Origin of the sequence: Paenibacillus violae (assembly GCF_032461945.1) — a bacterium.
GTDB lineage: Bacteria > Bacillota > Bacilli > Paenibacillales > NBRC-103111 > Paenibacillus_E > Paenibacillus_E violae.
In genome coordinates, this window is sequence record NZ_JAWCUD010000012.1 from 141,009 (window position 1) to 160,816 (window position 19,808).

Consider the following 19,808-nt stretch of genomic DNA (forward strand, 5'->3'; position numbering starts at 1 on the left):
GAACCCTCATCTAGTTTACCATAGTTCAAAAACAAAGAGCTTCTCTATGTACTACCCGCCTGCGAGAATTTCAATCATCATCAATGATCGGCCAGGTATTTAAAGTACCTCCCCTGTTTCAAACCAAGAAAATAGGGTTACAACCTGGTATAAGGCATGACCCACTATACCCCAATTGAAGGAGAGATGACTCATGAGTGAAACTGTCGAAACAAACAGAAGCGGACTATTGTTAGGCCTGGTAATCGGTGGTGCGATAGGCGCTGTAGCCTCATTGTTATTAGCCCCGAAAAAGGGAGCAGAACTGCGAGACAACCTCACAACGACCTATCGAAATCTATCCGATAAAACAAACCAGTTCGCCGCAGCCCTCGGGCAAAAGACAAAGGAAATGGCCGCCAAGACTGCTGATAAAACTGAAGAGATGGCGGAAAAGCTGAGCGATAAAACACAGGACTTAGCCGAAATAGCGGGCGATAAGGTGCAAGAATTTGGTGAAAAGGCAAGTGAGAAAGCTAGCACTAAGGTACAGGAGATTGCCGAACCATTGCAGTCAGCTAAACCGGAGTACTCGAATAATCGGCACTAAAAGAGTAAGCCATCGTTTTTGAAAGGAGTGATATGAAATGGATAAAAACATGCTGCATCGACAACTAACCGATTTCGGTTTAGAACGTGTGGAATATACGGAGAAGGCCGTCTATCAATATAATATCTATAGTGAGGCTACAGCTGCCTCCTATCCGCTTACATTGACGACACTCACCTCCGAGCACGGGAATACCACTGTACACTTCCATGAGGCAGGTTTTCCGGAGAATAGATTTGTTCCGCTGGAGGTGCGCCGGATCGCGCTGGACAAGCTGATTGATCTAGAACGGCTGTGTAACGGCCCCTCCGGTAAAACCTTAGAGGAAGCCAACAACAGCTCCATGGCTCAAGATTTGGACGAGATCAAGAAACTCGGCAATGAAATGAAGCACATGAAGACCAACAGCGAGTTGATCGAGAAGAATCTGATCCCGGACCCGATTCAATAAAAAAAGGTTGGACAGGAGAACCTCCTGTTCAACCTTTTTTGTTTCGAATGTGTTGCGTACAACCATACCATGCGGCTCTCAGTAGGCATTATTCAGTCAATGAAGTGAGCTTACCGTGTATCACTAGTCTTCCATCTTTGGAATCAAGCGTGTAGTCGCAGGTAGAAAGCGTAAGAATGGAGTCGCTTGCTAATAACGCTTCATTAGTCGCATAGATCGAGCGGTTCTGAATCGTATGCAAGAATGATGCATATTCCGCGTCATCGGCAAAATCGGTTTGAATATAGTTGAATTCAGTCGTCGTATAGTAAACCGCAATAATGTCCACCCGATAGGATTGATGTAAGCTTTCATGAATAAACGTCCGGTGGGATTGAAAAAATGCCGGGTCCAGATACTTCTTTAAATTCCCGAACATGGAACCGTTTTTCATCCGATGGCCATAAATAATCGTATGACGTTCGTCCCCGCTCGCATCGTTCCGGAAATCCATAAATATACTTCCGGCTTCCATGGGTTCCCGCTCGTAGTTTCTGCTCAAATAATACTCGTTATCAGAAGCTTGCACGACAGGATAATCAATTTGGGTATCGCTGATTCGCAGCCAACCAACCGTATCTGGATTTTTCTCAAGCAATCGATCGAATTTGGAAGGCTTCGTCTTCGGATCCTGTCCTGACGTCAGCGCAAGCTGAGTCAAAGGCCAGCTTCCAGACTTATACAGCTCCCGCGCCTCGTTCATCACTTTGCTATTCTCTGAGTTAGCTAACACATAGTTAGCTAGCTTGAAGGTGGAGCCAATAAAAACGACTATGCAGAGAAGCGTCACAAGGCTAGACCACAGGCTTCTCTTGCTTAATTTTCTAAATCCCGACAGGCACCATGTATAAACCCGTATCTTGATCATGTTTTACGATGACGTCAACTCCATAAACTGATTTGATCATCGACTCCGTCATAATGTCATGTGGAGCGCCTTCCATAAACAATTGACCGTTCTTCATGACGAGAAGTCGGTCACTATATCGAATGGCCTGATTCATATCGTGAAGTACCATAACAATCGTCAATCCGTGATCGACATTCAACTTCTTGATTAACTCCAAAATTTCGATCTGATAGTAGATATCCAGGAACGTTGTAGGTTCATCCAGAAATAAAATGGAAGTTCGTTGAGCAATTGCCATTGCGATCCAGACACGCTGCCTCTCCCCGCCCGACAATTGCTGCAGGGTCTTGGCGCGTTTGTTTTGCAGATTCGTGCAGGTCAGCGCCCACTCAATCGCTTCTTCGTCTTCTTTTCTCTCCTGAGCGAATAAGGTTCTATGAGGCAACCTCCCAAAGCTCGTTAACTTTTCAACTGTTAAATCGGAAGGAGCCTCATTGCTCTGGTGGACAACAGCCAGCTTTTTGGCCAATTCTTTTGTTTTATACATGTTTAGCTCTTTGCCATCCAGAACTACCTGACCGGTATGAGGCGCATAATTGTTCGACATCACACCAAGAAGCGTAGACTTCCCACAGCCATTGGGGCCAATGATTGTCGTAATTTTACCCTTCACGATCTCACTCGTTACGGATTTCAATTGATCGTTCTTTTTATCATAGGAAAAAGAGATATTGTTAATTTCCACGAATCTGATCACTCTTTCTCAGCATGAAGATTAAAAACGGCCCGCCAATAACAGCCATGATAATGGAGGCGGGAATTTCGGAAGGTGCAAGCACCGTGCGCCCCAGCGTATCGGCGGATAAAATTAACAGCGCCCCGCCCAAAGCCGAGAAAGGAATCAAAATTTTATGATCCGAACCTACCAGCAAACGAGCGATGTGAGGAACAAGCAAGCCTACGAAAGCGATCATTCCGCCAATAGCGGTCGCTACCGCAGCGAGCATTACGGCCACTACAGAAATAAGTAAACGTGCCCGAGTTACCCTAAGCCCTAAATTTTGGGCTGATTTATCCTGAAGCGACAGCATATTGCACCATGAATATAAAAAGAAGGCTACCACCAAACCGATTGTCCCGTAGATGAGCATCACTTGGACGTCATTCCATGTCTTCATCGTAAAGATCGAGGTGACAGCCTGATTTATACTGGTGACTGCGTAGCTTCCGCGATAATTAAACGACTGTCCCAAACCTGTAAAAGTAGCGTTGATGGCGAGACCTACCAAAATAATACGGATCGGACTCAGACCAGACTTCCAGGAAAAGGAATAGACCAAGAAACACGCTAGCGCCCCTCCAAAAAAGGCGAACATCGGCAGCCAGTAAAACAGCTGCGGAAACAACGTCACGAACAGCAGCGAAACAACGCCCGCTCCGGAGGAGATGCCGATCACCCCAGCGTCAGCCAAAGGGTTTCTCATGACAGCTTGCAGCAGAATGCCGGAAACGGCTAGTGTTGCTCCAACGAATAGAGCCACTATAATTCGCGGTAAACGCAAATCCTTAATAATCTCTACTTTCTTATTGGCCCCTGTAAAAAGGCCTTGTATAAATTCAAGGCTACCTACCTTAATGCTTCCTGTAGTTATGGACACTAACGTTACGATGAAAAGCAGGAGGACAACGACAACCAAGCTCCATCCAATTTTATTCATGTCTTCTCTTCCTTTATTCATCCCTATTTGTTGGATACAGCATTTTCACAAGCTCATCAAGGGCTTCCGTAGCGGCAAGATTCCCCGTTGTTCCGAACAAATCCTCCTGCAAATCATAAACCCGATTATGCTGAACCGCCTCAAAATGCTTCCATATATCATTCTTCTGGAATTCCTTATCGAACATTTTAATGACTTCATCCGGCAGCCCATGGGCCGCTCGTAAAATAATGTCCGGATTCGCCTGTTGCAAATATTCCGTGTTCGATGCCAAATATTCGACTTTCTCTCCTTGCACCACATTGATGCCTCCAGCCAGCTTAACAAGATCTCCGATGTAAGAGTTCTCCGTTGCAACCAGATAGCTCCCCGGCACGCCAAGCAAAATTAGCACGCTTGGCTGCTTCTTGCCAGCAATCTTCTGATTGATTTCCTTTTGCTTGTCTTGAACCTTCGCGACGATTGCCTGAGCCTGCTTCTGGCGATTGTATTTATCGCCGAGCGCAATAATTTCTTTATTCATCTTGTCCAGACTTGTGAAATTAAGAAAAGTCGCATCGACAGCAGCATTTTTAAATACCGGGGCCAAATCATATTCTAATGTCGTCACCGACAGTACGTCTGTCGGATCCAACGATTTCACGACCTCCATATTGGGACTCATCGGATTTCCGACTTTGGTTGCCCCGTCGTAACGGTTAGGAAGCTCCTTCGTGCTAGTAGGGACGCCGACCAAATCCATCTCCAACGCATCCATAATTTGCGCAGCCGCAACCGTAGTCGCAATAACCCGCTTCTCGCTCTGCACATCAGCAGCCGGAGCCGCTGTCTGAGAAGCAGCTGTGTTGCTGTCCGAGGGCGTTCCTGACGAGCAGCCCGCTGTCATAACCAACATACCGGCAAGCAGTATGGCTCCCATTCTCTTATTCATGCCCGGTTCTACATCCTTCCCCTTAAAAATTACAGAGGACACCAGTAAACTGGTATCCCCTTTCTTACCTCATTCTCTTAATTACTTGGATTCCGCTTGTTTTAGCATTGCCAAAACCAAAGTAACTGCTTCCGCCCGGCTAGCGCTCAGGTTCGGAGCAAACGTATTGTTCTCACGGCCGCTAACCAATCCCAGACGGTAGGCTTCCGCTACAGCGGATTGTGCCCACTGCGGGATTTCAGCAGCATCCGTAAAGGTTAACGCGGTATTTCCTGCTGTGGACAAACCTAATGCACGAACAATCATAACAACCAATTCAGATCGGTTAATGTTTTGTTCAGCGCGGAACGAACCATCTTCATAGCCATTAATGATCTGCATTCCGGCTATTGCCGACAAGCTCGGCTTCGCCCAAGCTGGAATTTGATCAAGGTCACTAAATGCGAGCGAACCGTCCGCTGCTTTCAACTTCAACGCGTTGCCCAGCATCACGGCAAATTCAGCGCGCGTCACTTGACCGTTAGGACGGAATTGACCATCCTCATAGCCGCTGACGATACCTAGATCAATCGCTTTCTCAATAGCGGCTTTAGCCCAATGGCCTTGAATATCCGCCCACTTCTTCACTTCCGGCTGATTGCCATTAGTTTCATCGTCTTGCTTGACGTAAGGTTTGATGTCGTTTCCATTAAACACCAACTGCACATCGTAATCCCCTGTATAATGACCGGCCCAGTCCATTTTGACCTGAGCATAAATCTTTGTTTCCAGAGCAAAGTCCTTCACAGCAAAGCGGATGACTCTGCTGTTCTCAGCGTCATTCGTACTAACAACTTCAGCATCGGCAAGCGTTCCATCTTCTAACTGAATTTTGAAGCCCGGTGCCTCTTTGCTCTTCGTTACGGTGAGATATACATAGCTTTTGCCATCAACAATCGTCAAAATAGCCGGATGCTTCACGAACTCATTCGTAATGGACTTCTGAGTACTTCCACGCAGGATGATGTTGAAATCAACCGAATAGTCGCCAGGCATATAGACTACACTTAACGGTTTTACAACCACGGGTTTAACTTCGCCAGGCGATTGTACGCGTACAATACTGGATTTATCAAATGTAAGATCAACATCGTAAGAATGGTTATAGTTAAGTTCCGGCCAATTTACTTTCACCCAACCCATGGTTCTGACCGTTAAATCAGCCACAGGGAATTGAATCACACGCGTATTTTTGGTGTCGTCTCTGCTTATAACATCGGTATCTCTTAAGCTTCCATCAAACTGTACTTGGAAATCTGTCGTTTCTTTGCTTTGCTTCAGTGTAAACGACACGAGCATCTTACCGCTGCTCACGGTTAACGTACCAGGCGTTACAACATAGTCCTGCATAACCGATCTTTCCGTAGTGCCATATTTAAGAATTTTATAGTCGATGCTGTATGTGCCGTCTGCAATCCCATGGATATTGGAAGGTACGGATGGTGTACTAGGACCTGTACCTGTGCCCGGAGACGTCCCAGGATCAACAGGGTCCACTGGGTCCACTGGATCTACAGGATCTACAGGATCTACAGGACTGGTACCTGCGGACGTAGCATCGCTAAAGCTAATTTGATAACTTGGATTGACTGTCTGACCGTTCTCTGTTGCGGATAAAAACAGGTTATAGGCCGATGTTAAATTCGGCAATTCGTATTTCACTTCTTGGGAAGCCGATAAAACAGTAACAAGGTCTGAACTTTTCATGGCTACCGCAGGTAAAATGTCCTCTGTAGTTTGATCCGGATGTACTAACTGCAGCTTCGTGATCGATGTCCCGTTTTTCAGCTTAAAGAACATCACATTCTTGCCATTCTGAACGGTTAATCTGCTCGTGTTATCCAGGTAGGAACTTACCGGAGCTATAACACCGCCGAGCGCGCTGCCGTACAAACTTACATTGTAATTGCCTTCTGGAAGCGGCTGATCGAGAGGCAAGATCGGTGTCAAGCTGCTCGCATCAAAGGCAATTTGCAAAGGCTGATCTTCGTGAACAACACCTGTCACATCAACCACGACTCTTGCGTTCAGCTTCACCGACAAATCGTTAACTTCAAATTGAACGTATCTCGTATCCTCGGATGGATTGGAGGTAAGTGTCGTTGTCTCTACCAGAGTCCCGTTTCGTTCCGTTTTGAAAGATGTGATCCAAGAGCTGTTTTTCAGCGTAAGGGAGACCATCTTTTTCCCATTCTGAACTTTCAGGCGTCCACTCGTTAAATCAGCGTAATTCTCCATCAATGACGTTTCATTCGTTCCGTCCTTATGCAGATTGAATTTAATTTTGTAGGATCCGTCTTCAGGTTGACCAGGCTGCCCAGGCTGTGTCGGCTTAGGATTGTTTGTAATCACCGAAGCATCAAAAGCCGTAACTGCCGTTTGCAGTTTGGTTAAAGCATCATCTACTTGCTTTTGCGTTGCATCCGCATTATTTGCAGTAACCTGCGCAGTCGTAATGGCAGTTTGCAGAGCGCTTATCGCACTAGCCGGGAATTGGCCGTTATAAATACCTTCCTCCGCTGTGTCGTGCTTATCTTGCGCGCCTGTAAGCGCTAGATTCAGCTTCGTTTTATTTGATGGAAGAATGGTAATGGAATAAGAGACATCCGTTACTTTTAACTTGTTACCCTCACTGTTCGCAAGCTCGATATTCGTCAATGTCACTGGAGCATAAGTCGATTGGGTAACCGACTTGGCTTTGAATTCGAGCATTAGATACATATTGTTGGCATCAAAGCTTTTTCCGCTAGCGCCTGTTAAAGTCAACTTCAGCTGACCAGCAGCTTGATCGGTATACCCTAAGGAGAAATTATCAATCAGCGACTTGGATTTCGCTTTATCGAGTTCAAGCAGGTTCGAATCGTAAGTCAGTGTCATTTCTTGACTATATACTTGTTGATAGACGCTTTGGCTCACGCCTGTAACTCTGAAATTCAGATCCAACACTTGCTTTGGCTCCACAGTTGGCGCGCCGATTAACTCAGCAATCTGTGACTTTGCTACAATGCCATTAGGATCAAATTTAAACAAAAAGTTATTGCCTGCATATTGCGGCGGCGCTATCGTGTTATGTACGTAAGCAAGGATATTGGACGAGAGATCCCTCGCTTCAAATTCAATGACTCTCGTATTGGCTGATGCATCCTGGCTTGTAACCACGGCATCAACCATCTGTCCATTCAATTGGGTCTGAATAACATCTGTATCCGTGCTTTTCAGCACCGTCATAATCACTTTTCTTTTCCCCTGCTGAACGGATAAAGTTGCAGGATTTACAAAATAGCTTTTCATGCTGGATTCTTTGCTTGGGTTCGTTGCGTTCAACGCTTGAAAAGGAATGCTGTATACGCCGTCTGCGATAAACGGCACGATGTTGCCAGTATCGAATTTAAACTGGAAGTCGTTTGTAGCGTATTGAGGTGGCGCTATCGTGTTATGCACTCTGGCAGCTACATTTTGAGTCAAATCAGCTATTTCAAATTCAACTTCTCTTGTGTTAGCTGCCGTATTGGTGCTGACAACGTTCATTTCCACGAACTGCCCATGCTGATCCTTCGTTTTCAGCGAGTCCGTATCCGTGCTCTTAATGACCGTAAACCGAATCGTTTTCTTCCCATTTTCGTCCACCGTCAATCTCGCCGGTTTTACGAAATATGATTCCATCGAAGAGGTTTTCGTCGGATCCGTTGCATTTAATGCCGAAAAATAAATGTGATAAACGCCAGCACTCACATTTCCTGGCTTTGGATTATTGGTTATCACGGAAGCGTCAAATGTCGCAACTGCGGTTTGCAGCTTGCTCAAAGCATCGTTTACTTGAGCCTGCGTAGCATTCGCATTCTCAGCTACAGCCTTCGCCGTCGTGATCTCAGCCAGCAAGGCGCTTATCGCATTAGCCGGATATTGGCCGTTATAGATGCCTTCTTGCGCTCCGCTTTGTTTCGCTTGCGCTGTAACAATCAATTGATTCAGGTTTGTTTTATCAACTGGCGTTTGTTCGGGTGGCGTGATACCTTCTGTATCAAAACCGATTTGCAAAGGCTGGTCTTCATGGATATTAAACTCAGGTACATCCACTTTGACTCTGGCATCTAGTCGGAGCGACAAGTCCGCTACTGCAAATTGAACCGTTCTCGTGTTTTCTGACTGATTAGAGTCGAGTGTCGCAGCCTCAACCAGATTGCCATTCAACGCAGTCATAAACGATGTAATCCATGAGCTGTGATTTAATGTGAAAGAAGCCTTCACTGCTCCGTCTTTCACAGTTAAACGACCGCTATCGGAGTCAGCATAACTCTGCATCATCGACGGTTCATTCGTACCGTCTTTGTATAAAGTAAATTTAATTGGGTATTCCCCGTCTGGAAGATTTATATTACTGGTGGCTGCATGAGCTACAGAGTCTTGACTTAGCGGGAAATGCAGCGTGCTTAACAGCACAAAAAACATCAGAAAGATCGTTCCGACTTTCCTTAATCGATTCTTCAAAATGATTACTCTCCTTCGTCCTGAAATCGTAATTGCTGAGTTAAGGCTTTACGAACTTGCGGATTAAAATAAATGATGAGATCACTAACAAAGCGACCAATACAGTAACTGGCGTCGTGTCCCCGGTTTGCGGATTCACTACCGCAGACTTCTTATGCTCCGTATTAACAGCGGGAGCTGCTGCGGGAACCGGGCTGTCACTCTTCGCTTTTGGCGTTACGTTTGCAGCCGTGTCGGACTTTGCTTCAGCGGTGCTCAGTGCTTTCATACTCTTCGCGTCAAAAGCAAAGCGAATCGTATAATCATGATCGTAATCGACGGATTTCACCGTCACATGGATTTTGGCTTTGAGCGGACTCGATACATCCTTCACTTTAAACTGAACCATCCGCGTATCATCGGCACTATCGCTTTTTAGCACTTGGGTATCCGCGAAACCTCCGTCATTGTCCACTTTAAAAACCGTAACCCATGAACTGTGATTCAATGTCATTTGCATGGTCATTTCCCCATTTTTCACATGGAGAATCGCTGGCTTTTCCCAGTAATCGTTAGCCATGGAAGCAGAGTCATTATCTCCTTGAAGAACTGTATATCCAATGGAGTACGTCCCATCTGCAGGAGCAGCAGCCTTCGCTACAGGCACGTTAATGAGCACTACGAAGATCAGCATCATTAAAAGTGAAGCCGAGATGGATAAGCATTTTTTCATGTTCTTTCCCCTCCTTTCATCATCCTTGGGAATTAAGATAATGATAATCATTATCAATAAACAGCAAAAAAAAAGAATAGGCTTTCTATTCTATTACTTCGCAACACCCCATTTGCAAGTCGAATGCTAAGATAGCAGAAGTCGCTTGTTAATAGAGAATGATAATCATTATTAATTGGTTTATGGTTTAATCTTAGCCTAGCCTAATGAAAATTGTCAATACATTCTAAACCCCTAGATTTATTATAAAAAATTACGATTGACTTTTGATAATGATTTTCATTATCATTTTAAAGGTGCTGTCATATGAATCGGTCACATCATTTTCTTAAAATATCTGGAGGTCATCTTTTATGAAAAGAGTTCATTTTCTCTTATTAAGCACAATCCTGGTTGGCATGTTAGCGGGTTGTTCCACTCCTCCCCCACAGTCTTCGGATACCAACCAGCAAGCGAGCAGCGGCTCCCTTTCCGTTACAGATTTTTCCGGCCGCAAAGTGACTTTCTCCAAGATTCCGACGAAAGTTGCTGCTCTTAGCAACGGTGAAATGGATATTGTATACGCGCTTGGCGGCCAATTGGTAGGCAGACCTACATCCACTGCCCCTCTTACCATCAAAGAAGCGGCTAGCGCTGAACAGATCGGGACGCCTCACGGCATGGACATGGAGAAAGTGGCGCTCGTCCAGCCGGATGTCGTTCTGGGCAATAACCCGTTGAACCTGAAAGACGTGCCTGCCGTCGAGGCACTCGGCTCCAAGATGATTTTGACGGATGCCAACAGTGTACCAGAAATCAAAAAACAAATTGGGCTTTTCGGCGAAGTGCTGGGCAAAAAAACGCGTGCCGACGAGCAAATTCAAGCCATTGATAAGAAAATTAGTGAGTTGCAAAAAAATCAGCCTTCAGCAAAGATACGCGCTCTGCTTGTTTACGGTGCTCCCCGCACCTATATGGCTGCTCTTAACAATTCGCTGAGCGGTGATATTCTCTCGATCGCAGGCGGGGAGAACATTGCGTCAGACTATCCAAGCCTGGATAAATATCCGCAATATGCGCAGCTAAATACCGAGAAAATTATAAAATCGAACCCACAGGTCATTTTCTTTATGGCACATGGAGATACAGACAAAGTGAAGGAGGGTTTTCTGAAGGAGATGCAGATGAACGCAGCATGGAACAGTTTGGACGCCGTTAAAAATAATCGCATTGAAGTGCTGCCATCCGATCTGTTCGGCTCCAATCCGGGAACACGCGTCATTGAATCCCTTACGCTGATGCAGAAGCTTCTCCTTTCTGTTAAATAACTATGAACATACAACAGCGTGATACTAGAAGAAAACTAAGTTTTATTGTCGCTCCTATCCTTGTCGCTCTCGTGTCCATCTATGGATTAACTTACGGCTCCGTGCATATCTCGCTCAGCGAAATCTGGGCCGTCTTCATGGCGGAGGGATCGCCTTTACACGAGAAAATCGTTATGAATCTCCGACTTCCAAGGGTGCTCATCGGATTGCTCGTCGGTGCATGCTTGGCTGCGTCCGGTGCCTTACTCCAAGGCGCCATGAAAAATCCCTTATCCGACCCAGGGGTCATTGGCGTCTCGGCCGGCGGAGGTCTTGCCGCGGTTGTCACCATGATTATTTTTCCGCAATACAGCTATTTGCTGCCTATTGCCGCTTTTCTCGGAGCCTTCATCACTTCCATTTTCATTTATTTGCTGGCATGGGATAAAGGTTCCTCGCCACTCAAAATTATTTTGGCCGGAGTCGCTATCAATGCTCTGCTAGGGGCTGCAACAAGTGGTGTCATGGTTCTATTCAGCGACCGTGTTCAGGCTATTTTGCCTTGGTTGGCGGGCGGACTGAGCGGGAGAAGCTGGCATCACTTGGCATTTATGGCTCCCTACGCGCTCATTGGTCTCGGTTTGTCCGCCTTGATGATCAAACCCTCCAATCTGCTGCAGTTGGGTGATCATACTGCGCAGTTATTAGGCCAGAAAGTCGAACTTCAACGGCTCCTTATTATCCTGTTGTCTTCCTTATTAGCGGGGGCTGCTGTCAGCGTAGCAGGCTTAGTGGGCTTCGTCGGCTTGATTGTTCCTCATGCCATTCGCCTGCTGATTGGGGACGATTATCGGTATTTACTCCCGTTATCCATTCTGGGCGGAGCGGCCCTCGTCGTTCTTGCCGATACCGTGGCGCGATCGTGGTTTGATCCGATTGAACTTCCTGTCGGCATTTTGCTTGCGGGGCTGGGTGCGCCATTCTTTTTATACTTGTTGAAGAAGCGGAGGATCATGTAATGTCTGCAATTGAAACGAGGCAGGTACACCTCCATGTTGGCGGTTTTCAACTTCAGAATGTGACGCTTTCCATTCCTTCTGAAAAAATCACAGCTATCGTAGGGCCTAACGGCTCCGGCAAGTCGACTTTACTGCAAGCGATGACCCGTCTATTGACGCCTGATCAGGGAGAAGTTTTTGTACAGGATAAGCCCCTGCAGCGTTTTAAAACAATTGAACTTGCGCGGACAATCGCGCTCATGACGCAATCCAAACATACGATACCGAATCTAACCGTAGGCGAACTCGTCGCGTATGGCCGCTCGCCATACAAACGATTATTTGACCATATGAATCAGGAGGATCGAGAGATTGTTCAATGGGCCATGGAGGTTACGCACACGCAGAGGCATGAAAACCGCATGTTTCATGCCCTGTCTGGGGGCGAACAGCAAAAGGCGCGGATTGCGATGGCACTCGCTCAAAAAACGACGATTATTTTACTCGATGAACCGACTACTTTCCTTGATATCGCCCATCAGCTGGATGTCATGGAAATGCTCGTGAAGATCAACGAAGCTTATCGGATAACGATTGTTATGGTTCTTCATGATCTTCAGCAAGCTGCGAATTACTGCCATTACCTCGTCGCTATGAAAAGGGGCGAAATCCAGCAAACAGGAAATCCCAAGGAAGTCATAACAGCTGAATTTCTTAAAGATATTTACCAGATCGAAGCCAAGGTTAGGTTCGAAGATAACTACGTCAACATCATGCCTCTTCGCAAATTGTAAAAAAAACGGTTGAACAGCACACAATGCGCTGTTCAACCGTTTTGTTATTTCGGCTGCACCATATCCTCCGGCCGCACGTAAGTATCGAACTGCTCCGCCGTCAAGTAGCCGCTGCGCACGGCTGACTCTTTCAACGTCAGCCCTTCCTTGTGGGCTTGCTTCGCAATGCTGGCGGCTTTCTCATACCCGATATACGGGTTGAGCGCCGTAACCAGCATGAGCGATTGCTCGAGATTGCGCTGAATCACCTCGCGATTCGGCTCCATCCCCACGAGGCAATTGTCGTTGAACGAGCGCATGCTATCGGCCAGCAGCCGGACGGACTGCAGGAAGTTGTGGATGATGACGGGCTTGAACACGTTCAGCTCGAAATTGCCCTGGCTGGCGGCGAAGCCAATGGCCGCATCGTTGCCCATGACTTGGCACACGACCATCGTCATCGCTTCGCTCTGGGTCGGGTTCACCTTGCCCGGCATGATCGAAGAGCCGGGCTCGTTCTCCGGGATCGTGATTTCGCCGATCCCGCAGCGGGGACCGCTCGATAGCCACCGTACATCGTTGGCTATCTTCATCAAATTCGCCGCGAGCGCCTTCAGCGCGCCGTGAGCGTACACGATCTGATCATGGCTGGTCAGCGCATGAAACTTGTTCGCCGCCGAGACGAAGCTCGTGCCCGTCTCGTTCGAGAGCTGCTCGGCAACGCGCGCGCCGAATTCCGGATGCGCGTTCAGCCCGGTGCCCACCGCGGTGCCGCCAATGGCCAGCTCGCGCATCGTATCCACGCTGCTGCGCACCATGCGCGCGCTCTGCTCCAGCATCGCCCACCAGCCGCTGATCTCCTGCCCCAGCGTCAGCGGGGTGGCGTCCTGCAGGTGGGTGCGGCCGATTTTGACGATGGAGGCATAGGCCTCCATCTTGCTGTGCAGCGTTGCCTGCAATAGCTCTAGCGCAGGCAGCAGCTCTTGCTCCACCGCGAGAACGCCGGCCACGTGCATCGCGGTAGGGAACGTATCGTTCGAGCTCTGCGAACGATTCACGTCGTCGTTGGGATGGATGCGCGCTCCATCCCCAAGCAATTCGCTGCCGCGATGCGCAATCACCTCGTTGACGTTCATGTTCGACTGCGTTCCGCTGCCGGTCTGCCAGACAACGAGCGGGAACTCGCCGCTCCAGCGGCCCTGCACGATTTCATCTGCCGCCTGCGCGATGGCGTCTGCTTTCCCCGGCGTTAACCCGCCAAGCTCACGGTTAACAATAGCGGCCGCTTTTTTCAATAACGCAAAAGCAGCTATTAACCGCTCCGGCATCCGCTCGGTCCCAATCTTGAAATTCTCAAAGCTGCGCTGCGTCTGAGCGCCCCACAACTTATCCACAGGTACTCTGATTTCCCCCATTGTATCTCGTTCAATCCGGAATTGCTGCTCCAAACCAATCATCCTCCTATGTAGGCGCTGACCGCCAATACCTTCTGTTAACCAGCCAATGGCTAGCGTCAAACACATGAAGCATAGTTTGCCCAAATGATGGAACGCTATGAGCCATAAACTGGTTTTCTCCCTTGCAAACAAGCTATAATCAAGGATAACTAATAAAACATGTGCCCTGTACAGGGTATCCAAAGGAGCTCTCACGCATGGAATCCAGACTTGCTATCATCGTCCGCTCGACGGAAATCGATGTGAACGGCCACGTCAACAACGCCAAATATTTGGAGTATCTGGAGTGGGGCCGTGAGGAATGGTACGAACTTTCCCAACTATCCTACGAGACCTTCGGCTCGATGGGCATCCAAACCGTAACGGTGAACATCAACATTAATTACAAAAAAGAATGCAAACAAGGCGAACACCTCACCATTACCTGCCGCCCGGATAAAATGGGACGCTCCAGCTATGTGCTGAAGCAAGAAATTTATAACGAGCAAGGGGAGCTGTGCGCAGATGCTCTGGTAACCAGCGTGACAATGGACAGCACGACACGCAAAAGCGTGGAAGCGCCTGAAGCGCTGCGGAAACATTTTAGCTGAAAAAGAGAAAGTTAAAGGTTACCTGTGGATAACTTTTCCCCAAGTGGTGTCGGCATGCCGTCCATGCTGATCATGTTTTTCTCCTGCCAATACGCCAACAGTCCTTCTTCCCCTTTATTTACAGCCCATTTCTGCAGCGTATTCCGCTCACCTTCGTAATTATAAAAGGGAACGCTGAAGCCACAGGAGGTCTTGACCTCATGGACTTTGACAGCGATGATTTGCCGGACTCCAGGCAGCATAGTGAACATGGGGGCTAACGCCTCCCATTCCGGGGTTTCCGGTAGAATGACGCGCCCCTGCCCGTATAAGCGCAGAATCATTGGCGGTCCTTCGAATGCGGTGAACATAACCGTTATCCTTCCGTTCTCTTCGAGATGCGCGCTCGTTTCATTCCCGCTCCCCGTTAAATCCAAATAGGCCACTTCATTTGCATTCATAATGCGCAGAACGTCATGGCCTTTCGGTGATAAATTTACATGCCCATCCCCAGACAGCGGTGCCGATCCTACGAAAAAGATGTGCTGCTTGGCAATAAACGCCTCATGTTCCGGCAATATGGCCTCAAATGATTTCCCCATTGCGCTCTCCACCTTTCCATTTTCTTCTATTATGCTCCTCCTTACTCTATTTGTGAAATATATTTCTTTGGCGTGCTTTATAGTTATTTCCTATGGTCATTTACCAAATGATATCAAAAAAGATGGAAATTATTTGTATAATTCAGGAAACATGGAGGCATACTTAGTTGGTTGAAAAATGAGGAGGTGAGTGTTCATGTCAACGAACAATCAAAACGATGTGGTAAGCCACGCCATCAACGCGGCCCAGGCCAATGCGGAAGACAGCCAAGCGCAGCAGCAGGTGGAAGAGCTAAGCTCCATGCTGCAAAGCTCAACAGCCGATGCCAATGAGGAAACATCCTCTGAAGAGTAGTGCAACGCTATTTTTACTTGAGTACCGTTTGCCCTTAGGGACAAACACTAAAAGAGCTTTCCCGACAGGTCAATCCGGACCTGGGGAGAGCTCTTTTTATACGCAGCAGGACTAGCATCTCTACCTCCATCCCCATGAACCAATCGCCCATCGACGGAATAAATTGTAGCAAAAACATTAGGGATGGATGTTACGTATGGACGGATTAGATCACCCTGTAAGTATACAAACCTACCAGATGCTCAACGACAAATTAAAACTGCTCTACCCCGCCGTTATTCATCACACGCCTTACACCGCGGAGCGCGCCATGAACGTGGCGATTGTTAATGCCGTTAACAAGCAGCTTTACGATCAAGGCTACCCCCAAAATCCGAAGACAGACGTTACAGCCTACTACGAACTGAAAAACAATCAGCGAGGGGTACTCAGCCTGACCTTATGGAATTATGCGTTTTCCGGCGGCGCTCATGGCCTTACGATTCAAAATGCTTTAACTTTCAATACAGAAACCGGTCAGGCTTATGCGTTAAAAGATTTGTTTAAGCCGGGCAGCGATTATGTCGGCAAGCTCAGCGAAATGATTAAAGCTGAAATTAAACTGCGAGATATTCCCTTACTGGTAGATTTCAAAGCGATTCGGCCGGATCAGGATTTTTATATCGCGGATAAAGCACTCGTCATCTATTTTCAAGTTTACGAACTGGCAGCTTATGTGTACGGTTTTCTTTATTTCCCTATTTCTGTGTATGCCATTCAAGACATCATTGCCGAAGAGGGCCCGCTGGGGAAAATGTTCAGTTAAACGCAGACGATAATTTGTCGGCTAAACTTTCCTTTATTGACTTCGCAGCGCTCTGCTATGTGAAAGCCCGCTTGCTCGATCAGCGGATCAATCTGCTCCGTCGTAATAATGACCGCACGCTGTGCCAAGCGGCGAGCTGACTGCAGCATTTGCAGCTGCTCGTCCTCCGGCAGCTTCGAGCATAAGTTGTACGGCATGTCCAGGATCAGCGCGTCATAGCGGCTCTCTGCGCTGCCAGCAGCTGGGACAGCAGAGACAAGGGAGGCCGCTGGCAGGCCCAGCGACCGCATGTCACCAAGCGTGACCACGTTCGGCATGCCGAAGTGGGCCAGATTCACCCGCGCGCCGCGCACCGCCAGCGGGTTCATGTCATTGCCAACGATGTCGATGCCCATCGACATCGCTTCCACCAGCACCGTGCCGATGCCGCAGCACGGGTCAATGACCCGCGTGCCCGCTATGACGGGCACGGCGATGTTCACCACCGCTCGCGCTACGCGCGTACTCAGGGCGGTGGAGTAGTTCTGCGGCTTCTGCTGATGCTGAAGCCAGACGGCTTCGCCGTAGGAGCAGTCGCCGAACAACCAGCGGTCCCCCAGCTGCGTCACGGCGAACCACTGCTCCGGCTTCCGCATCTCGGCTTTGCCGCGGAGATGCCGGCCTAGTTCGCGTTCGACGTCCCGCCGCCGGTCATAGCTGACCGGGGTATCCGTCTCCGCGAACACAACCTTGAACGTTGACCCGCGTACGGTCAACGTCTCGACCTGCGAGGCCAGTTCCGGCAGGCTGCCGGCCTCGTACCGAACATCCAGCCGCAGCTTCAGGAACGGGCTGCGGCTCGGTTCCACGCAGCGCGGGCTGACGGCGTAGCCCGCGCCGAGCACGGTTCCTGCGCCCAGTAAGGTGCGCAGCTCTAACTGACATAGCGCCTGCTCGTCTTCATGGCAGGCGTAAATATAGATGTGTTCCATTGATCGGTATCCCTCATTTAAATGTGAATCTAGGTTATGAAGTAACATCTTTGTTTTCGCTTAGGAATTGCTGCGTGACTTGCTTCATGAAAGTTTTGGTCGTCTGGCACAAGAACATATCCTTGCGATATACGATGCCAACATCCTTTTGCGGCACAGGATCCATAATGGGAATACAGCGGATCTCACTGCTCTGAATACCTTCCAAATAGGAGCCGGGTAAAACCGCACCGCACACATGATTTTTAGCCATTTGCAGCAAAGATTCCAGAGTGGACAGCTCCAACACCGGCTTACATAGCAAATCTGACTGCTCGCAGCATGCCTCTATCATATGCCGGACATAAAATTTCTTAGGCAGCATGGCGACTGGAAGCTGCACAAGATCCTCCAACCGGATCGCCTCGGCGTTAGACAACGGGTGATCTTTCGAGACGACTAGCAGCAGTTTTTCCTTATACAAGGGAATACGAACCAACTGCTCATCCTCTTCCGGCAAAAAAACAACGCCTAGATCCAGCTGATTGTTCAGCAGCCCTTCTATCGTCTCTTCGGTAGCCAGTTCAGCTACAGACAGTTCTATTTTCGGATACTCAGCATGGAAAGCCATAATCGTAGCCGTCAGCAGATGATTGCCCGAGCAGCCAATACGCAGCCGCCCCCGCTGCATCCCTTGAATCTCGTTGAAAGCAGCCTGCGCTTGCTCCAGCTCATGAAAAATATTGCGGCTGTGCTTAAGCAAAATCTCTCCGGCCTCTGTCACATAAACCTTTTTGCCGATGCGCTGAAAAAGAGGCGAACCGATCCGCTGCTCCAAGATGCGAATTTGTTGGCTTAATGTGGGCTGGCTGATTCCCAGCTTCTCTGCGGCTTTCGTGAAATGCAGTTCTTCGCAAACTGCCAAAAAGTAGGCCAATAACCGATAATCCATCCTCTTAGCCCCCGTTCATAGCGATTAACTATGATCGTAATTGATATTTCCCAATTGATCAATGATTGTTATTTTTCTATAGTATAGAATAACGATTAAGATCGTAAACGAAAGGTGGTTACTTGCCCATGTATGGACAAATTCGATTTGAACGCAATCCGCACCTCAAAACAAAACCAGGCGTCCAGGATGACCTAGGCTTTGGGCGTATCTTTACAGACCATATGTTTGTGCTGGACTACGTAGAAGGACAAGGTTGGCACGATCCGCGGATCGTTCCTTATGCCCCGCTCTCTTATGACCCTGCCGCGATGATTTTTCATTATGGGCAAGCTGTTTTTGAGGGGTTAAAAGCTTTTCGTACCGCGAACGGAGAAATTCAAATTTTCCGTCCGGACCAAAATGCCAAAAGGCTCAACCGTTCCAGCGAACGGCTTAATATGCCACCAATCGATGAGGACTTCATCGTAAACGCCATTCAAGAGCTCGTGCGTGTCGACGCTGACTGGGTACCAAGCAAACAAGGTGCGTCTCTCTATATTCGTCCCTTCGTGATTGCTACTGAAGCCGGCCTTGGCGTGCGTCCTTCTTCGCGCTACTCCTTTGTTGTCATTATGTCGCCGGTAGGCGCTTACTATGAGGAAGGGCTTCAACCCGTCAAAATTCTCGTAGAAAGCCATTACGCCAGAGCGGTTCAAGGCGGTACTGGCGGTGCCAAAGCTGCTGGGAACTACGCAGCCAGCTTGAAGGCACAAGTGCTCGCTAAAGAGCATGACTGCGCGCAGGTGCTGTGGCTGGACGCTATCGACAAGAAAAGCTTAGAGGAAGTCGGCAGCATGAACGTCTTCTTCAAAATTAGCGGCGAAGTCGTGACGCCAAGCCTTAGCGGCTCGATCTTGGAAGGCATTACTCGCAAAAGCATCATCCACTTGCTGAACGATTGGGGCATCCCTGTCACGGAGCGGAAAATCTCCATCGACGAAATCGTGCAAGCGTATGAAAATGGCACGCTGGAAGAGGCCTTCGGCACAGGCACAGCCGCCGTTGTTTCGCCTATCGGCAGCCTGCTGTGGCAGGGCACTCCCATGGTTATTAACAATGGCGAGATCGGTGAGCTCGTCCATAAGCTTTACGACACGATCACTGGCATCCAGTACGGCCGTATCGCGGATAAGCACGGTTGGATGGTAACTTGCTAATCGCATCCTTGCATCTTGAAAGAACCTTCCTTCCACTTAGGTGGT

General features: G+C 48.4%; 19 protein-coding genes. 9 read left to right on the top strand and 10 right to left on the bottom strand.

What is annotated here, in order from left to right; all coding sequences use genetic code 11:
- Positions 1–193: 193 nt before the first annotated feature.
- Entirely contained in the window at positions 194–589 is a 396-nt protein-coding gene (locus tag RQP52_RS28595) for a YtxH domain-containing protein (protein WP_315955002.1), read from the top strand.
- 37 nt (positions 590–626) lie between these two features.
- On the top strand, positions 627–1,040 hold the full coding sequence (locus tag RQP52_RS28600) for a hypothetical protein (protein ID WP_315955003.1): 414 nt from the start codon (positions 627–629) through the stop codon (positions 1,038–1,040).
- A gap of 88 nt (positions 1,041–1,128) precedes the next feature.
- Here the strand turns inward: RQP52_RS28600 and srtB are convergent, their stop codons facing one another.
- The 6 genes from srtB to isdC form a co-directional block, all read right to left on the bottom strand.
- Complete coding sequence (srtB, locus tag RQP52_RS28605) at positions 1,129–1,869, bottom strand: class B sortase (RefSeq protein ID WP_315955004.1); 741 nt, start codon at positions 1,867–1,869, stop codon at positions 1,129–1,131.
- Between the two features lie 34 nt (positions 1,870–1,903).
- Complete coding sequence (locus RQP52_RS28610) at positions 1,904–2,674, bottom strand: ABC transporter ATP-binding protein (RefSeq protein ID WP_315955005.1); 771 nt, start codon at positions 2,672–2,674, stop codon at positions 1,904–1,906.
- The gene (locus RQP52_RS28615) at positions 2,664–3,647 is read right to left on the bottom strand and encodes a FecCD family ABC transporter permease (protein ID WP_315955006.1); all 984 of its coding nucleotides are present in this window, start codon (positions 3,645–3,647) and stop codon (positions 2,664–2,666) included. The genes RQP52_RS28610 and RQP52_RS28615 overlap by 11 nt, the downstream gene beginning before the upstream one ends.
- 13 nt (positions 3,648–3,660) lie before the next feature.
- A complete protein-coding gene (gene isdE / locus RQP52_RS28620; protein WP_315955007.1) occupies positions 3,661–4,578 on the bottom strand; it encodes a heme ABC transporter substrate-binding protein IsdE in 918 nt (305 codons plus the stop codon).
- An 81-nt stretch (positions 4,579–4,659) separates the two neighbouring features.
- Positions 4,660–9,105, bottom strand: coding sequence for an NEAT domain-containing protein (locus RQP52_RS28625; protein WP_315955008.1), 4,446 nt, complete (start codon positions 9,103–9,105; stop codon positions 4,660–4,662).
- A 40-nt stretch (positions 9,106–9,145) separates the two neighbouring features.
- Positions 9,146–9,817 (bottom strand): heme uptake protein IsdC, encoded by a 672-nt coding sequence (gene isdC / locus RQP52_RS28630; RefSeq protein ID WP_315955009.1) that lies wholly within the window; start codon positions 9,815–9,817, stop codon positions 9,146–9,148.
- Between the two features lie 353 nt (positions 9,818–10,170).
- Here isdC and RQP52_RS28635 point away from each other — a divergent pair, with 353 nt between their 5' ends.
- The 3 genes from RQP52_RS28635 to RQP52_RS28645 are packed head-to-tail and all read left to right on the top strand — an operon-like array spanning position 10,171 to position 12,895.
- The gene (locus RQP52_RS28635; protein WP_315955010.1) at positions 10,171–11,124 is read left to right on the top strand and encodes an ABC transporter substrate-binding protein; all 954 of its coding nucleotides are present in this window, start codon (positions 10,171–10,173) and stop codon (positions 11,122–11,124) included.
- A 2-nt stretch (positions 11,125–11,126) separates the two neighbouring features.
- On the top strand, positions 11,127–12,122 hold the full coding sequence (locus RQP52_RS28640) for a FecCD family ABC transporter permease (RefSeq protein ID WP_315955011.1): 996 nt from the start codon (positions 11,127–11,129) through the stop codon (positions 12,120–12,122).
- A complete protein-coding gene (locus RQP52_RS28645) occupies positions 12,122–12,895 on the top strand; it encodes an ABC transporter ATP-binding protein (protein WP_315955012.1) in 774 nt (257 codons plus the stop codon). The genes RQP52_RS28640 and RQP52_RS28645 overlap by 1 nt, the downstream gene beginning before the upstream one ends.
- A 44-nt stretch (positions 12,896–12,939) precedes the next feature.
- Here the strand turns inward: RQP52_RS28645 and fumC are convergent, their stop codons facing one another.
- Entirely contained in the window at positions 12,940–14,322 is a 1,383-nt protein-coding gene (gene fumC, locus RQP52_RS28650) for a class II fumarate hydratase (RefSeq protein ID WP_315955013.1), read from the bottom strand.
- 206 nt (positions 14,323–14,528) lie between these two features.
- Here fumC and RQP52_RS28655 point away from each other — a divergent pair, with 206 nt between their 5' ends.
- A complete protein-coding gene (locus RQP52_RS28655) occupies positions 14,529–14,921 on the top strand; it encodes an acyl-CoA thioesterase (RefSeq protein WP_315955014.1) in 393 nt (130 codons plus the stop codon).
- A gap of 11 nt (positions 14,922–14,932) precedes the next feature.
- Here the strand turns inward: RQP52_RS28655 and RQP52_RS28660 are convergent, their stop codons facing one another.
- Positions 14,933–15,502, bottom strand: coding sequence for a pyridoxamine 5'-phosphate oxidase family protein (locus RQP52_RS28660; RefSeq protein WP_315955015.1), 570 nt, complete (start codon positions 15,500–15,502; stop codon positions 14,933–14,935).
- Between the two features lie 196 nt (positions 15,503–15,698).
- On the opposite strand from RQP52_RS28660, the gene RQP52_RS28665 reads away from it, so the two are divergent.
- Positions 15,699–15,857, top strand: a complete 159-nt coding sequence (locus RQP52_RS28665; RefSeq protein WP_315955016.1) for a hypothetical protein — start codon at positions 15,699–15,701, stop codon at positions 15,855–15,857.
- Between the two features lie 196 nt (positions 15,858–16,053).
- Positions 16,054–16,662, top strand: coding sequence for a DUF3298 and DUF4163 domain-containing protein (locus tag RQP52_RS28670; RefSeq protein WP_315955017.1), 609 nt, complete (start codon positions 16,054–16,056; stop codon positions 16,660–16,662).
- Here the strand turns inward: RQP52_RS28670 and RQP52_RS28675 are convergent.
- On the bottom strand, positions 16,659–17,633 hold the full coding sequence (locus RQP52_RS28675) for a TRM11 family SAM-dependent methyltransferase (protein WP_315955018.1): 975 nt from the start codon (positions 17,631–17,633) through the stop codon (positions 16,659–16,661). The genes RQP52_RS28670 and RQP52_RS28675 overlap by 4 nt on opposite strands.
- Positions 17,634–17,667: 34 nt before the next feature.
- The gene (locus tag RQP52_RS28680; protein WP_315955019.1) at positions 17,668–18,564 is read right to left on the bottom strand and encodes a LysR family transcriptional regulator; all 897 of its coding nucleotides are present in this window, start codon (positions 18,562–18,564) and stop codon (positions 17,668–17,670) included.
- A gap of 128 nt (positions 18,565–18,692) precedes the next feature.
- Here RQP52_RS28680 and RQP52_RS28685 point away from each other — a divergent pair, with 128 nt between their 5' ends.
- On the top strand, positions 18,693–19,763 hold the full coding sequence (locus RQP52_RS28685) for a branched-chain amino acid aminotransferase (protein ID WP_315955020.1): 1,071 nt from the start codon (positions 18,693–18,695) through the stop codon (positions 19,761–19,763).
- The last annotated feature ends 45 nt before the right edge of the window (positions 19,764–19,808 follow it).

Excerpts from the sequence above, each read along its gene's own strand:
- RQP52_RS28595 (WP_315955002.1), top strand. The coding sequence starts at position 194 with ATGAGTGAAACTGTCGAAACAAACAGAAGCGGACTATTGTTAGGCCTG.
- RQP52_RS28600 (WP_315955003.1), top strand. The coding sequence starts at position 627 with ATGGATAAAAACATGCTGCATCGACAACTAACCGATTTCGGTTTAGAA.
- RQP52_RS28615 (WP_315955006.1), bottom strand. The coding sequence starts at position 3,647 with ATGAATAAAATTGGATGGAGCTTGGTTGTCGTTGTCCTCCTGCTTTTC.
- isdE (WP_315955007.1), bottom strand. The coding sequence starts at position 4,578 with ATGAATAAGAGAATGGGAGCCATACTGCTTGCCGGTATGTTGGTTATG.
- isdC (WP_315955009.1), bottom strand. The coding sequence starts at position 9,817 with ATGAAAAAATGCTTATCCATCTCGGCTTCACTTTTAATGATGCTGATC.
- RQP52_RS28635 (WP_315955010.1), top strand. The coding sequence starts at position 10,171 with ATGAAAAGAGTTCATTTTCTCTTATTAAGCACAATCCTGGTTGGCATG.
- RQP52_RS28640 (WP_315955011.1), top strand. The coding sequence starts at position 11,127 with ATGAACATACAACAGCGTGATACTAGAAGAAAACTAAGTTTTATTGTC.
- RQP52_RS28645 (WP_315955012.1), top strand. The coding sequence starts at position 12,122 with ATGTCTGCAATTGAAACGAGGCAGGTACACCTCCATGTTGGCGGTTTT.
- RQP52_RS28655 (WP_315955014.1), top strand. The coding sequence starts at position 14,529 with ATGGAATCCAGACTTGCTATCATCGTCCGCTCGACGGAAATCGATGTG.
- RQP52_RS28660 (WP_315955015.1), bottom strand. The coding sequence starts at position 15,502 with ATGGGGAAATCATTTGAGGCCATATTGCCGGAACATGAGGCGTTTATT.
- RQP52_RS28665 (WP_315955016.1), top strand. The coding sequence starts at position 15,699 with ATGTCAACGAACAATCAAAACGATGTGGTAAGCCACGCCATCAACGCG.
- RQP52_RS28670 (WP_315955017.1), top strand. The coding sequence starts at position 16,054 with ATGGACGGATTAGATCACCCTGTAAGTATACAAACCTACCAGATGCTC.
- RQP52_RS28675 (WP_315955018.1), bottom strand. The coding sequence starts at position 17,633 with ATGGAACACATCTATATTTACGCCTGCCATGAAGACGAGCAGGCGCTA.
- RQP52_RS28680 (WP_315955019.1), bottom strand. The coding sequence starts at position 18,564 with ATGGATTATCGGTTATTGGCCTACTTTTTGGCAGTTTGCGAAGAACTG.
- RQP52_RS28685 (WP_315955020.1), top strand. The coding sequence starts at position 18,693 with ATGTATGGACAAATTCGATTTGAACGCAATCCGCACCTCAAAACAAAA.